The 12,792-nt window shown below is 66.8% G+C and carries 12 protein-coding genes; 8 read left to right on the top strand and 4 right to left on the bottom strand.

What is annotated here, in order from left to right:
* Window positions 1-67: 67 nt before the first annotated feature.
* The gene (locus L1F06_RS05490; protein WP_129483889.1) at window positions 68-2,428 is read right to left on the bottom strand and encodes a DNA polymerase II; all 2,361 of its coding nucleotides are present in this window, start codon (window positions 2,426-2,428) and stop codon (window positions 68-70) included.
* 289 nt (window positions 2,429-2,717) lie between these two features.
* On the opposite strand from L1F06_RS05490, the gene L1F06_RS05485 reads away from it, so the two are divergent.
* From L1F06_RS05485 to L1F06_RS05465, 5 genes are read left to right on the top strand one after another with little or no spacing between them, the layout of a single operon-like run.
* Window positions 2,718-4,046 (top strand): TrkH family potassium uptake protein, encoded by a 1,329-nt coding sequence (locus tag L1F06_RS05485; protein ID WP_003246401.1) that lies wholly within the window; start codon window positions 2,718-2,720, stop codon window positions 4,044-4,046.
* Window positions 4,039-4,731 (top strand): potassium channel family protein, encoded by a 693-nt coding sequence (locus tag L1F06_RS05480; RefSeq protein WP_003246399.1) that lies wholly within the window; start codon window positions 4,039-4,041, stop codon window positions 4,729-4,731. Before L1F06_RS05485 ends, L1F06_RS05480 begins: the two co-directional genes overlap by 8 nt.
* Before the next feature lie 58 nt (window positions 4,732-4,789).
* Window positions 4,790-5,224: a group II truncated hemoglobin gene (locus L1F06_RS05475; RefSeq protein WP_177491302.1), complete on the top strand. Its 435-nt coding sequence runs from the start codon at window positions 4,790-4,792 to the stop codon at window positions 5,222-5,224.
* Window positions 5,221-5,559 (top strand): FKBP-type peptidyl-prolyl cis-trans isomerase, encoded by a 339-nt coding sequence (locus L1F06_RS05470; RefSeq protein ID WP_129483887.1) that lies wholly within the window; start codon window positions 5,221-5,223, stop codon window positions 5,557-5,559. Before L1F06_RS05475 ends, L1F06_RS05470 begins: the two co-directional genes overlap by 4 nt.
* On the top strand, window positions 5,552-6,478 hold the full coding sequence (locus L1F06_RS05465; RefSeq protein ID WP_129483886.1) for a class I SAM-dependent methyltransferase: 927 nt from the start codon (window positions 5,552-5,554) through the stop codon (window positions 6,476-6,478). The genes L1F06_RS05470 and L1F06_RS05465 overlap by 8 nt, the downstream gene beginning before the upstream one ends.
* Before the next feature lie 131 nt (window positions 6,479-6,609).
* Here L1F06_RS05465 and L1F06_RS05460 read toward each other — a convergent pair whose 3' ends face one another.
* Both L1F06_RS05460 and norR read right to left on the bottom strand, forming a co-directional pair.
* Window positions 6,610-7,386, bottom strand: coding sequence for an ABC transporter substrate-binding protein (locus L1F06_RS05460; RefSeq protein WP_003246393.1), 777 nt, complete (start codon window positions 7,384-7,386; stop codon window positions 6,610-6,612).
* A gap of 303 nt (window positions 7,387-7,689) precedes the next feature.
* Complete coding sequence (norR, locus tag L1F06_RS05455; protein WP_129483885.1) at window positions 7,690-9,240, bottom strand: nitric oxide reductase transcriptional regulator NorR; 1,551 nt, start codon at window positions 9,238-9,240, stop codon at window positions 7,690-7,692.
* A gap of 191 nt (window positions 9,241-9,431) precedes the next feature.
* Between norR and hmpA the strand changes: the two genes are divergently transcribed.
* Genes hmpA through L1F06_RS05440 form a run of 3 tightly spaced genes read left to right on the top strand, consistent with a single transcriptional unit; the run spans window position 9,432 to window position 12,045 of the window.
* Window positions 9,432-10,613 (top strand): NO-inducible flavohemoprotein, encoded by a 1,182-nt coding sequence (hmpA, locus tag L1F06_RS05450; RefSeq protein ID WP_129483884.1) that lies wholly within the window; start codon window positions 9,432-9,434, stop codon window positions 10,611-10,613.
* 18 nt (window positions 10,614-10,631) lie between these two features.
* On the top strand, window positions 10,632-10,883 hold the full coding sequence (locus L1F06_RS05445; RefSeq protein ID WP_129483883.1) for a transmembrane sensor/regulator PpyR: 252 nt from the start codon (window positions 10,632-10,634) through the stop codon (window positions 10,881-10,883).
* A complete protein-coding gene (locus L1F06_RS05440) occupies window positions 10,870-12,045 on the top strand; it encodes an NnrS family protein (protein ID WP_129483882.1) in 1,176 nt (391 codons plus the stop codon). The genes L1F06_RS05445 and L1F06_RS05440 overlap by 14 nt, the downstream gene beginning before the upstream one ends.
* Before the next feature lie 185 nt (window positions 12,046-12,230).
* Here the strand turns inward: L1F06_RS05440 and rimI are convergent, their stop codons facing one another.
* Window positions 12,231-12,683, bottom strand: coding sequence for a ribosomal protein S18-alanine N-acetyltransferase (gene rimI, locus L1F06_RS05435; RefSeq protein WP_011921075.1), 453 nt, complete (start codon window positions 12,681-12,683; stop codon window positions 12,231-12,233).
* Window positions 12,684-12,792 lie beyond the last annotated feature (109 nt).

Genomic DNA, 12,792 nt, shown 5'->3' with positions numbered 1-12,792 from the left:
GGTGGCGGCGAAGTAGAAAGCTGGTGCGCACGGCGCACCCCACGCACGTCATGCAACGAGACGGCCTCTAGAACAGGCCCAGCTGCCCGTCCACCAACCGCTCGAAATCGCCGCCGACGAAGGGCAGGATGGCGTCGGCCACCGGCTTGAGCTGGCGGCTCAGGTAGTGCTCGTAGTCGATGGGCGACAGCAGGCGTTCCAGCGGTTGCGGCCCGGTGGTGGTGATCAGGTAGCTGATCCAGCCGCCGCGCTGGTACTGCAGCGGCCGGCCGAGGCGCTGGTTATGTTCGTCGGCGCTGCGTGCGGCGCGCACGTGCGGTGGCACGTTGCGCTGGTAATCGTCGAGGCGCCGGCGCAGGCGTTTGCGATAGACCAGCAGCTCGTCCAGCTCGCCGGCCAGGGTGCGTTTGACGTAGTCGCGCACGTAGTCCGCATAGGGCTGACCGGCGAACACCAGGCGGTACAGCTCCTGCTGAAAGCGCTGAGCCAGCGGCGACCAGTCGCTGCGCACCGTCTCCAGCCCCTTGAACACCATGCGTTCGCTGCCATCCGCCGCCCGCACCAGGCCGGCGTAGCGCTTCTTGCTGCCCTCCTCGGTGCCGCGAATGGTGGGCATGAGAAAGCGCCGGTAATGGGTCTCGAACTGCAGTTCCAAAGCGCTGGTCAGGCCGTACTCGCTGGCGAGGTGCTCGCGCCACCAGGCATTGACCCTGGCTACCAGGGCGCGGCCGATCTGCGCCGCCTCGGCCTCGTCGTGGGCGCGGCCGAGCCAGACGAAGGTGGAGTCGGTGTCGCCGTAGATCACCGCATGGCCCTCGGCCTCGATCAGCTCGCGGGTGCGACGCATGATCTGGTGCCCGCGCAGGGTGATGGACGAGGCCAGGCGCGGGTCGAAGAAGCGGCAGCCACTGGAGCCGAGCACGCCGTAGAAGGCGTTCATGATGATCTTCAGCGCCTGCGACAGCGCGGCGTTGCCGTCGCGCTTGGCCGCCTCGCGCCCCTGCCACACCCGCTCGACGATGGCCGGCAGACAGTGCCGGCTGCGCGAGAAGCGCGCGCCGCGAAAGCCTTCCACCGAATGCTCGTCGTCCGGCTGCTGCAGCCCCTCCACCAGCCCCACCGGGTCGATCAGGAAGCTGCGGATGATCGACGGATACAGGCTCTTGTAATCCAGCACCAGCACCGAGTCGTACAGGCCGGGGCGCGAATCCATGACGAAACCGCCGGGGCTGTTCTCGCCACGGATGTCGCCGAGATTCGGCGCGACGAAGCCCAGGCGGTGCATCGGCGGCAGGTACAGGTGGGTGAAGGCCGCCACCGAGCCGCCACTGCGATCGGCGGCCAGGCCGGTGACGCTGGAGCGCTCGAGGAGGAAGGCGAGCAGGTCGGTGTGGGCGAAGATGCGCGTGACCAGCTCGCAGTCCTTGAGGTTGTAGCGCGCCAGCGCCGGCTTGTCCTCGTCGAACATGCGCTGGATCTCGTCCATCCGCGCATAGGGCGTGTCGATGGCCTTGCCCTCGCCGAGCAGGGTCTGCGCCACCGACTCCAGGCTGAACGAGGGGAAGCTCCAGGTCGCCGAGCGCAGCGCCTCGATGCCGTCGATGATCAGCCGCCCGGCCGCCTCGGCGAAGTAGTGCTGGCTGCTGTTGTGCTGGCGCCAGCCCATCACGTCGCCGCCCCGCCCCAGGCGCAGGGGCACCTTGAGTTGCTCGGCATGATCGCGCAGCACGCGCAGGTCGAACTGCACCAGGTTCCAGCCGATGATGGCGTCGGGATCGAAGCGCGCCAGCCAGTCATTCAGCCGTTCCAGCAGGGCCTTGCGGCTGTCGCAGTACTCCAGGTCGAAATCCACGCCGCCGGCATCGCCGTTGGCCGGCCCGAGCATGTACACCTGGCGCTGGCCGCAGCCTTCCAGGGCGATGGAATACAGCTCGCCGCGGGCGCTGGTCTCGATATCCAGCGACACCAGACGCAGCGCCGGGCGGTAATCGGCAGCGGCCTTGAGCGACTTGCAGAGCAGGCTGCCGTCCTGCTGCTCGACGCCCTCGAAGCTGACGGCGGCGGTGATGAAGCGCTCCATCAGATAGCGATCCGGCGGGCGGATATCGGCTTCATAGACATCCACGCCGGCCTGGCGCAGCTTCTTCTCCAGCTGCAGCAGCTGGCGATACTGCTGGCAGTACAGCCCCAGCACCGGGCGCTGACTGAAGTCGCGCAGCGCCAGCTCGCGCAGCTCGGCGCCCTGCTCGCCGGCCAGCAACGGCTCGGCCCAGGCCCGCTGCTCGGCCGGAATAAAGGCCACCGACGGCTGAACCGGCAGGCGCACCTGTATCGGGCCGGCATCGGTCGCCAGCCAGAAGGCCACCTCGGTGCCCTGCGGCGTGTCGCGCCAATGGCGACTCAGAACGAAACCCTGCTGCACTGCCACCCGAACGACCTCGAAACTCGATAGCCGCGATTCTACGTGCCTGGCGCCAGCGGCGCGCCTCAATCGCTCGCCATCGCAGTGACGCACGCGCCCGAACGAGTTTCATGACCGGCGAATGATTCGCGTGGATTCCCATCACCGTTCCGGAAAATCGTGCTTGAATAGATCGGGTGCGAACCGCTCTACGAGGCACCATGCAAAGCCCATCCAGTTATCGGCGCAGCGCTCGATGCGCGCTGACCGAGCGTCACACCCCACCCCTTCAACCAGCCTCGAAAACCCATTTCGCATGAAAGCCTCCCTGCATCCCAGCCGCACCGTGGCGCTGCTGTTTCTCGCGGTCATCGTCGTCGGCACGCTGCTGCTCATGCTGCCGTACGCCAGTGCCGACGGTCAGTCCGCCAGCCTGCTCACTGCCGCCTTCACTGCGGTCTCCGCCGTCTGCGTCACCGGTCTGGTGGTGGTGGACACCGGCAGCTACTGGTCGACGTTCGGCCAGTGGGTGATCCTGCTGCTGTTCCAGTTCGGCGGCTTCGGCATGATGACCCTGGCCACCCTGCTCGGCCTGATGGTCAACCGCTCGTTTCGCCTGCGCACCAAGCTGGTGGCCCAGGTCGAGTCGCACTCGCTGGGTCTGGGCGATATCACCAGCGTGGCCAAGCTGGTGCTGGTGGTGACCCTGGGCATGGAGGCGCTGATCACCGCCCTGCTGACGCTCAGGCTGCACGTCGGCTACGGCCTGCCCTGGGACCAGGCGGCCTGGAGCGGGCTGTTCCATGCGGTGTCGGCGTTCAACAACGCCGGCTTCTCGATCCACGCCGACAGCCTGATGGGCTACGCCGGCGACAGCCTGATCCTGACTCCGGTGATGGCCGCCATCATCATCGGCGGCATCGGCTTTCCCGTGCTGCAGGACCTGCGCAACCGGCTGCGCGACCCGCGTCACTGGTCGCTGCACACCAAGCTCACCCTGAGCGGTACGGTGCTCCTGCTGCTGGGCGGTTTTCTCGTCATGCTGCTGGCCGAGTGGTCGAACCCGCGCACCCTCGGTGCCATGACGCTGGACGACAAGCTGCTATCGGCCGCCTTCGCCTCGGTCTCGGCACGTACCGCCGGCTTCAACTCCATCGATATCGGCGCGCTGACCCATGAGAGCTGGGCCGTTCACTACTTTCTGATGTTCATCGGCGGCGGCAGCGCCGGCACCGCCGGCGGCGTGAAGATCACCACGGTGGCCGTGCTGGTGCTGCTGGTGGTTGCCGAGATTCGCGGCCGCAGCGACACCGAGGCCTTCGGTCGACGGGTCAGCGACTCGGCCCAGCGCCAGGCCATCACCGTGCTGGTGCTGGGCAGCGCCATGGTGGTGCTGGGCACCCTGGTGATCCTGCGCAATACCGAGATTCCCACCGATCAGGTCATATTCGAAGTGATCTCGGCCTTCGGCACCGTCGGCCTGTCCACCGGCATCACCGCGGATCTGCCGCCATCCAGTCAGTGGATGCTGACCCTGCTGATGTTCGCCGGCCGGGTCGGCACCATCACCCTGGCCACATCCCTGGCCCTGGGCGAGCACCGCATGCCCTACCGCTATCCAGAGGAGCACCCCATCGTTGGCTAACTTCCTGTTCACCGAGAAATTCGCCTTTTCCAAGGGCGACAGCGTGGTGGTGATCGGCCTGGGCCGCTTCGGCGGCTCGGTGGCCCACTCGCTGATGCGCCTGGGCCACGACGTCATGGGCATCGACTGTGACGCCGAGCCGGTACACGCCTGGGCCGACCTGCTGACCCATTGCGTGCAGGCCGACTCGACCAACGTCATGGTTCTGCGCCAGCTCGGCGTGGCCGACTTCAATCACGCCATCGTCGGCATCGGCACCGACCTGGCCGCCAGCCTGATGACCCTGATGGCGCTCACCGAGCTGGGCATTCAGGACATCTGGCTCAAGGCCCTGACCCCGGAGCACGGCAAGATCGCCGAGCGCATCGGCGCCCACCATGTGGTCTACCCGGAGGCGGACATGGGCGAGCGGGTGGCGCACCAGATCACCGGCCGGCTGATGGACTTCATCGAGTTCGAGGACGGCTTCGCCATCGCCAAGATCAAGGCCCCCGAGCTGAGCTTCAACAGCACCCTGGCCGAGGCCGGCATCCGCGAGAAGCACGGCATCACCGTGGTCGGGCTGAAACGCGCCAACCAGGACTTCCAGCATGCCACGCCGAGCACGCGGATCTTGCCCGGCGACCTGCTGATCGTCTCCGGCCCGACCCACCTGATCCAGAAGTTCGCCGGCCTGGCCAAGTAGCGCGCCCACCGCCGCGCCAGGCGGCGCTACAATGGCGCCTTTTGCGCAGAATGGCTTGATGAGCGACACACTTCCCTACGGCACCGGCGACGCCTCGTACCAGGCCGCCGGCGGTATCGATGGCCTGCGCCGTCTGGTCGACGATTTCTACCGGCTGATGGACGAACGCCCCGAGGCGGCCGCCCTGCGCGCCCTGCACCCGGCCGACCTGAGCGCCTCACGCGACAAGCTGACGTGCTTTCTCAGTGGCTGGCTGGGCGGCCCCAAGCTGTTCGCCGAGAAGTACGGCAGCATCAGCATCCCCAGCTTCCATGCGCAGTGGCCGATCGACGAGGCCCTGGCCGAGAGCTGGCTGAGCTGCATGGCCGGCGCCATCGCCCTGCAGAACTATGAGCCGGCCTTCGCCGACTACCTGCTGGCCCAGTTGCGCGTGCCCGCCCAGCGCGCCGTGCAGGCCAGCCAGAACCGACACAAGAGTGGAAACCCGACATGAACAGCGAACTGATCGTCGAAGACCTGCAACCCGGCGACGGTAAGGCCGTGGTCAAGGGCGCCCTGATCACCACCCAGTACCGCGGCTGGCTGGAAGACGGCACAGAGTTCGACTCGTCCTTCTCGCGGGGCAAGCCGTTCCAGTGCGTGATCGGCACCGGCCGCGTGATCAAGGGCTGGGACCAGGGCCTGATGGGCATGCAGGTGGGCGGCAAGCGCAAGCTGTTCGTGCCCGCGCATCTGGGCTACGGCGAGCGCACCATGGGTTCGATACCGCCCAACTCCAACCTGATCTTCGAGATCAAATTGCTTGAAGTGCTGACCCGCGATGACTGAGGCCGCCCTCGCCACCCTGCGCGAGCATTTGTTGAATGCGCTGGAGCACCCTCCGGGCGCCGAAACCCGCCGCCTGTTCCACGGGCGCGGGCGCTGCTGGCCGGCGCTGGAGCAGATCACCGTCGACTGGCTGTCCGGCATCGTCCTGGTGATGCTGTTTCGCGAGCCCTCCCCCGCCCTGCGACCGCTGCTCCTGGAGCTGCTGCAGACGCCGCAGTGGCAGGCCAGCGGCGCACGTGGCCTGCTCGTCCAGCACCGCTACGTACAGGGCAGCGAGAGCGAGTGGCTGGCCGGCGAGCCGCAGGCGCAATGGCCGATCATCGAAGACGGCCTGCACTACCTGCTCGACCTGGGCAGCAAGCAGAACAGCGGGCTGTTCCTCGATATGCGCCTCGGGCGGCAATGGGTTCGGCAAGAGGCAGGTGGCAAGCGCGTGCTGAATCTGTTCGCCTACACCTGCGGCTTCTCGGTGGCGGCCATCGCCGGCGGCGCCGAGCGGGTGGTCAACCTGGACATGGCACGCGCCGCGCTGTCACGCGGGCGTGAGAATCACCGACTCAATGGCCACGACCTGGGCCGGGTGGAGTTTCTCGGCCACGAGCTGTTCAAGTCCTGGGGCAAGGTGCGCAAGAGCGGGCCCTATGACCTGATCATCATCGACCCGCCAAGCTTTCAGAAGGGCAGCTTCGCCCTCACCCAGGACTACCGCAAGATCCTCCGCCGCCTGCCAGAACTGCTGACCGAGCGCGGCACCGTGCTGGCCTGCGTCAACGATCCGGATATCGGCCCGGACTTCCTGATTCAGGGCATGGCCGCAGAGGCGCCGCAGCTGCAGTTCGCGCGGCGCCTGGACAACCCGCCGGAGTTTCCCGATATCTCGGCCGAAAGTGGCCTGAAAGCGCTGGTGTTTCAGCTGTAGCCCGAACGCAATCCAAGGGGGCTCCGAGGGCTCCCCCGGATTGCATCCGGGCTACGGGGCCTGGCGCCGGCCGTTCCGTAGGGTGCGCCGCGCGCACCGGCCGGGGTCCCGCCCGACGCGGTACGCCTCACTCAGTCGCCGTAGATATCGAAGCTGAAGTAGCGCTGCTGAATCTGCTGGTACTCGCCGCTGGCGCGAATCGCGGCGATGGCGGCGTTGAGCTTGCCGAGCAGTTCGCTGTCGCCCTTGCGCACGGCAATCCCGGCGCCCTCGCCGAAGTAGGCCGGGTCGGTGAAGGACGGGCCGACGAAGGCGAAGCCCTTGCCGTTAGGGGTCTTGAGGAAACCCTCTTCCACCGGGATGGCATCGGCCAGGGTGCCGTCCAGGCGTCCGGAGATCAGGTCCAGGTAGATTTCGTTCTGCGAGCTGTAGCGCACCACCTGTACGCCCTGAGCGGCCATCACCGAGCTGGCGAAACGGTCGGTGGTGGTGGCGCGCTGCACGCCGATGCGCTTGCCCTTGAGGTTGGCGAAATCGGCGTCGACCGTACTGCCTTCCTTCATCACCAGACGCGCCGGACTGTAGTAGTACTTGCCGGTGAAATCCACCGACTTGCGCCGCTCGTCGGTGATGGTCATGGACGAAAGAATGGCGTCGACCTTCTTCACCTTGAGCGAGGGGATCAGGCCGTCGAACTCCTGCTCGACCCACTGGCACTGCACCTTCATCTCTGCGCACAGGGCGTTACCGATATCCACATCGAAACCGGCGATCTCGCCGTTGGCTTCCTTGTAGGCGAACGGCGGGTAGGCAGCCTCGATGCCCAGGCGCAACGGCTTGTCGGCCGCGAAGGGGCTGGAAGCGATCAGGCTCAGGGCAATGGCGCCCAACCAGGCGATTTTCTTCATGGACGTGTCTCCTGCTTCGGGGTGAACGAGCCCGCCACGCGCGACAGGGCGGCGGAACCCGGTTGGAAGGAAAAGGGGCAGAAGCAAGGCGCACCGACCTTGAGCGAGCTCCTGGAGCCGGCAGGCGCGAAGGCGAATGGGGAGGACTGCATGGGCCGCTCTCACTTGTACATTAAAGTCTACTCTGGACTTTAATGTACAGATCGTCAACCCCTGCGCACGGAGCCGATGCAGAGACGCGAAGCGGCGCAACAGCGTTGACGACCGCACCAGAGCAGGCGAGTGAAGGTGGGAATCAGGCTCTCAACGCAAACCGAGGCGCTTCGCCAATCTGCTGAGATTGGCCCGATCGATGCCCAGCTCACGTGCCGCGTCAGCCCATTTACCCTGGTGGCGCGCCAGACACTGCTCGATCAGCCGGCGCTGAAAGGCGTCCACGGCGCTGCGCAGCTCCACCCCTGCCGGCAGCGGCTCGGCGGGCGCCAGCCCCTCGTCGACCGAACGCAGCGCCTCGGCCGTTGGCAGATCCAGATCCTGCGCCTCCAGACTGAGAATGCGCGGGCGCTCGCCATGGCGCGCCAGCGCCTTGATCGCCGCACGGCCGATCAGGTGCTCCAGCTCGCGCACGTTACCCGGCCAGTCGTGGCCCAGCAGCGCCTTCTGCGCCTCCGTGCTCAGACGCAGGCTGCGCAGCCCGAGGCGCGCGCGATTCTCCTCGAGGAAATAGCCAGCCAGCAGCAACACATCGCGGCCGCGCTCGCGCAACGGCGGCACCGGCAACGGGTAGACGCTCAGGCGGTGATAGAGGTCAGCGCGAAAACGTCCGGCGCGCACCTCGGCCGCCAGGTCGCGATTGGTGGCGGCGATCACCCGCACGTCGACACGGTGCTCGCGATCCGAGCCGACCCGCTGCAACTGCCCGCTCTGCAGTACGCGCAGCAGCTTGGCCTGGATCGCCAGCGGCAGTTCGCCCACCTCGTCGAGGAACAGACTGCCGCCATTGGCCAGCTCGAACTTGCCGCTGCGCTCGCTCATCGCCCCGGAGAAGGCACCACGCACATGGCCGAACAGCTCGCTCTCCACCAGCGCATCGGGCAAGGCCGCGCAGTTGATGCTGACCAGCGGCCGCTGCGCCCGCGGCGAGGCGGCGTGGATGGCCTCGGCCACCAGCTCCTTGCCGACGCCGGTCTCACCGGTGATCAGCACCGTCAGCGGGCTGTCACCGACCAAGCGAATTTCCTCCTGCAGCTTGCGCAGCGCCGCACTCTGCCCCACCAGCTCGCGCGGCCGCTGAAGGGCCTGCTTGTACAGCTCGGTGAGCTGGCGCTCGGCCTCCACCCGCTGCGCCAGGCCGCTGATGCGCTCGCTGACCTTGACCGTTGCCGCGGCCAGGCTGGCGAAGGCTTCCAGGTTGTCCAGCTGGAAGCGGCCGAAACTGGCCGGGTCGAGCGAGTCCAGGGTCAGCAGGCCCCAGAGCTGTTCGTCCAGGTACAGCGGGCAACCGAGGCAGTCGTGCACTTCCAGATGTCCGTGCAGGCCCTCGACCAGGCCGTCGTAGGGGTCGGGCAAGCCGCAGTCGGCGGCGAAACGGGTCGGCCCGGCATGCTCCAGCAACGCGGCCAGGCGCGGATGCTCGCTGACCCTGAAACGTCGCCCCAGGGTGTCGGGGCTCAGGCCCTCCACTGCCAGCGGCACCAGCACCTCGCCGTCGAGTCGCAGCAGCGCCACGGCATCGCAGGGGAACAACTGGCGCAGCGCCGCCAACAGGCGGCGGTAACGCTCGCCGTCGTCCAGCTCGCGCGACAGATCGGCCACCAGGGGAATCAGGGTTTCCAGCAGAGGATTAGCGGTCATTTCGACTACTCAAAGTCTTTATGACTCACAACCAGAGCGAGTCATTAATACAACACAATCTGTAAGTTGCTGATATTTAAAGATTATTTAAATGGCACGTTTTCTGAAGTATCTCCAGCGCTAACGCTAGCACGCCACAACTGGCCAAACGAGCCAACCGGCGCCTTTATTTGCCTTGCGGAGATACCGAGATGCTGAGCCACGCCCAACGCGACCTGATCAAAGCCACCGTCCCGCTGCTGGAAAGCGGCGGCGAAGCGCTGACCACCCATTTCTACCGGATGATGCTCAGCGAGTACCCCGAGGTGCGCCCACTGTTCAACCAGGCCCACCAGGCCAGCGGTGACCAGCCGCGCGCCCTGGCAAACGGCGTGCTGACGTACGCCAGGCACATCGACCGCCTCGAGGCCCTCGGCCCGCTGGTGGCGCAGATCGTCAACAAGCACGTGTCGCTGCAGATCCTGCCCGAGCACTACCCCATCGTCGGTACCTGCCTGCTGCGCGCGATCCGCGAGGTGCTTGGCGCCGAGATCGCCACCGACGCGGTGATCGCGGCCTGGGCCGCGGCCTATCAACAGCTGGCCGACATTCTTATCGGCGCGGAAGAGAGCCAGTACGCGCGCAATGCCGCGGCCCCCGGCGGCTGGCGTGGCGCGCGGCCCTTCCGGGTGACGCGCAAGGTGGCCGAGAGCGCCGAGATCGTTTCCTTCTACCTGCAGCCGGCCGACGGCGGCGCCCTGATCGACCATCAACCCGGCCAGTACATCGGCATACGCCTGCTGCTGGACGGCGAGGAAGTGCGCCGCAACTACTCGCTGTCGGCCCTGGCCAACGGCCGCGAATACCGCATCAGCGTCAAGCGCGAGCCTGGCGGCCGCGTCTCCAACCATCTGCACGACGAGGTCGAGGTCGGTGACGAACTGGAACTGTTCCCGCCGGCAGGCGAATTCACCCTGAACGAGTCGGACAAGCCGCTGGCCCTGATCAGCGCAGGCGTCGGCATCACCCCCGCGCTGGCCATGCTCGACGCGGCGCGCCACAGCGGTCGGCCGATCCACTTCATCCACTGCGCGCGCAATGCCGAGGTGCACGCCTTCCGCGACTGGGTCGACGCCCATGCCGCCGAGCATCCGCAGATTCGCCATTACGTCTGCTACAGCGAGCCGCACCAGGGCGACGAGGCCGACGCAGAGGGATTTCTCAGTCGCGAGCTGCTGGAGCAGTGGCTGCCGGCCGAGCGCGACCTGGACGCCTACTTCCTTGGCCCGAAACCCTTCATGGCCCAGGTCAGGCGTCACCTGCAGGCGCTGGGCGTGCCCGCCGAGCAGAGCCGCTACGAGTTCTTCGGCCCGGCCTCGGCCCTGGAAAGCTGATCGATCAGGAGGTCCCTCATGTATCCGCTCAATCTTCCCCCCGCGCAGATCCTGCAGCTGTCCAGCCAACTGCTCTGCAGCGGACTGGCGTTGCTGCTGGTCGGGCTGGCGGCAGCCTATGGTCTGGAAAAACAGCTGAACGTGCCGACGCTGGTGCTGGCGCACAGCCTGACGCTGATCGGCCCCAGCGTGCTGAAGATCGGCTACGTGCTGCGCCTGGTCGCGCAGCAACGCCTGAAAGACGAGACGTGTGCTCATGCAATTGCTTGATCGCCAGCAGGCACTGGCCATTGCGCCGCTGTGGCGCCTGGGCTTTCGTCCGTTCTTTCTTGCCGGCGCCCTGTTCGCCCTGCTCGCCGTCGCCCTCTGGGCGGCGGCGCTGCATGGGCTGACCCGCCCTGCCCTTTCCGCTGGCCTGCTCGCCTGGCATCGCCACGAGATGCCCTTCGGCTTCGGCCTGGCGATCATCGCCGGTTTCCTACTCACCGCGGTGCAGAACTGGACGGGGCGCCCTGGCCTCAGCGGTCGGCCACTGATCGCACTATTCGGGCTGTGGCTGGCGGCGCGCCTGGCCTGGTTCGTACCAATGCCCACGGCGGTGCTGATCGCGTTGCAACTGGCCTTCATCGGCCTGTTCATAGCGCAGATGGCGCGCCAGCTGATCGCAGCCAGGCAACGCAACAACTACCCGATTCTGCTGGTGCTGAGCCTGCTCGCCCTGTGCCAGGCACTGACCCTCGCCGGTCTGGCGCTGGGTGACGACAATCTGCAACGCCGTGGCGCGCTGGCCGCCCTGTGGCTGATCGGCGTGCTGCTGAGCCTGATTGGCGGCCGCGTGATCCCCTTCTTCACCCAGCGCGGCCTGGGCCGGGTCGAGCCCTTCGCCGCCCATCCCTGGCTGGATCGTCTGCTGCTGGTCTGCGGCATGCTGGTCGCCGCGCTGTTCGCCAGCGGACACAACCTGCAACCACATCCTGGCCTGGCCGCGCCCTCCATCGTGCTGAGCGCGCTGCACGGCCTGCGTCTGTGGCGCTGGCACCTGCGCGGCATCTGGCGCGTGCCGCTGCTGTGGTCGCTGCATATGGCCTACGCCTGGCTGCTGCTCGCCAGCCTCGGCATGAGCGCCTGGCACCTGGGCTGGCTGGCGCACCCCAGCCTGGCCAGCCACGCACTGGCAGTGGGCGCGATGGGCGGGCTGATTCTGGCGATGATGGCGCGAGTCAGCCTCGGTCACACCGGCCGAGCACTGCAGCCGCCGAAGGCAATGGCCTGGGCCTTCGGCCAGCTCAACCTGGGCGCGCTGATTCGAGTCTCGGCGGGTAGCGGGTGGTTATGGCTGGCAGCGCTGTGCTGGAGCTTGGCCTTCGCCCTGTTCGCCTGGTACTACGCGCCCATGCTTTGTCGGGCGCGGGTGGACGGGCATCCGGGGTAATAAGCGTTGGCGGAAATATCGGTGCGCACGGCCCACCCTACGGGTGGACGGACTAGCGCGTTCGCGTAGGGTGCGCCGTGCGCACCGAGTCAGACGCAGGTGTTAGCGCGTAGGGTAGATGTCGCTTCTTCACATCCACCAAGGAGATGGATCGACAACGCGCCATCCACCCCATGCAGGCGGCCTCAATCGACCAGGGTACAGGCCATCACCAGCGCGTCTTCGCGCCCACCCACCGCCGGGTAGTAATCGCGGCGCCGTCCCACCTCGTTGAAGCCGAAGCGCTCGTACAGGCGGTAGGCGCTCTGGTTGCTGGCGCGCACTTCCAGGAAGCACTCGCGCCCGCCCAGCTCATGGGCTTCTTTCATCAAATGTTCGAGCAGGCGCAGGCCGAGGCCGCGGCCCTGGCTTTCCGGCTTGATGGTGATATTGAGCAGGTGCGCCTCGTCGAGAATCAGGTTGATCACGCCGTGGCCGACCTGCTGGCCACCCTCGAACATCAGCCAGCAGTGATAGGACTTGAGGCTGTCGGTGAAGATGCCGCGGGTCCAGGGGTGGCTGAAGGCGGCGTATTCGATTTTCAGCACGGCATCGAGATCCGCCTCGGTCATGGGGCGGAAGGAAATCGCATCGCTCATTGGGATACTCGGAAATATTCACGATCTTGCGAGCTGGAGCCATGCAAGGCGAACAAAGGTGAGAAACGGTCGGAGTCGCGGGCGACTGTACTTTTGTACACGAGCATTC

Source organism: Pseudomonas hydrolytica (assembly GCF_021495345.1).
Lineage (GTDB): Bacteria > Pseudomonadota > Gammaproteobacteria > Pseudomonadales > Pseudomonadaceae > Aquipseudomonas > Aquipseudomonas hydrolytica.
The sequence above is the reverse complement of the archived record's forward strand: the minus strand, read 5'-3'. Positions and strand labels throughout refer to the sequence as shown.

What these genes read in the sequence shown, in the direction of transcription:
- L1F06_RS05445 (WP_129483883.1), top strand. Translation starts at nt 10,632, where the DNA reads ATGTATCCGCTCAATCTTCCCCCCGCGCAGATCCTGCAGCTGTCCAGC.
- L1F06_RS05460 (WP_003246393.1), bottom strand. Translation starts at nt 7,386, where the DNA reads ATGAAGAAAATCGCCTGGTTGGGCGCCATTGCCCTGAGCCTGATCGCT.
- L1F06_RS05465 (WP_129483886.1), top strand. Translation starts at nt 5,552, where the DNA reads ATGACTGAGGCCGCCCTCGCCACCCTGCGCGAGCATTTGTTGAATGCG.
- rimI (WP_011921075.1), bottom strand. Translation starts at nt 12,683, where the DNA reads ATGAGCGATGCGATTTCCTTCCGCCCCATGACCGAGGCGGATCTCGAT.
- L1F06_RS05440 (WP_129483882.1), top strand. Translation starts at nt 10,870, where the DNA reads ATGCAATTGCTTGATCGCCAGCAGGCACTGGCCATTGCGCCGCTGTGG.
- norR (WP_129483885.1), bottom strand. Translation starts at nt 9,240, where the DNA reads ATGACCGCTAATCCTCTGCTGGAAACCCTGATTCCCCTGGTGGCCGAT.
- L1F06_RS05475 (WP_177491302.1), top strand. Translation starts at nt 4,790, where the DNA reads ATGAGCGACACACTTCCCTACGGCACCGGCGACGCCTCGTACCAGGCC.
- hmpA (WP_129483884.1), top strand. Translation starts at nt 9,432, where the DNA reads ATGCTGAGCCACGCCCAACGCGACCTGATCAAAGCCACCGTCCCGCTG.
- L1F06_RS05485 (WP_003246401.1), top strand. Translation starts at nt 2,718, where the DNA reads ATGAAAGCCTCCCTGCATCCCAGCCGCACCGTGGCGCTGCTGTTTCTC.
- L1F06_RS05470 (WP_129483887.1), top strand. Translation starts at nt 5,221, where the DNA reads ATGAACAGCGAACTGATCGTCGAAGACCTGCAACCCGGCGACGGTAAG.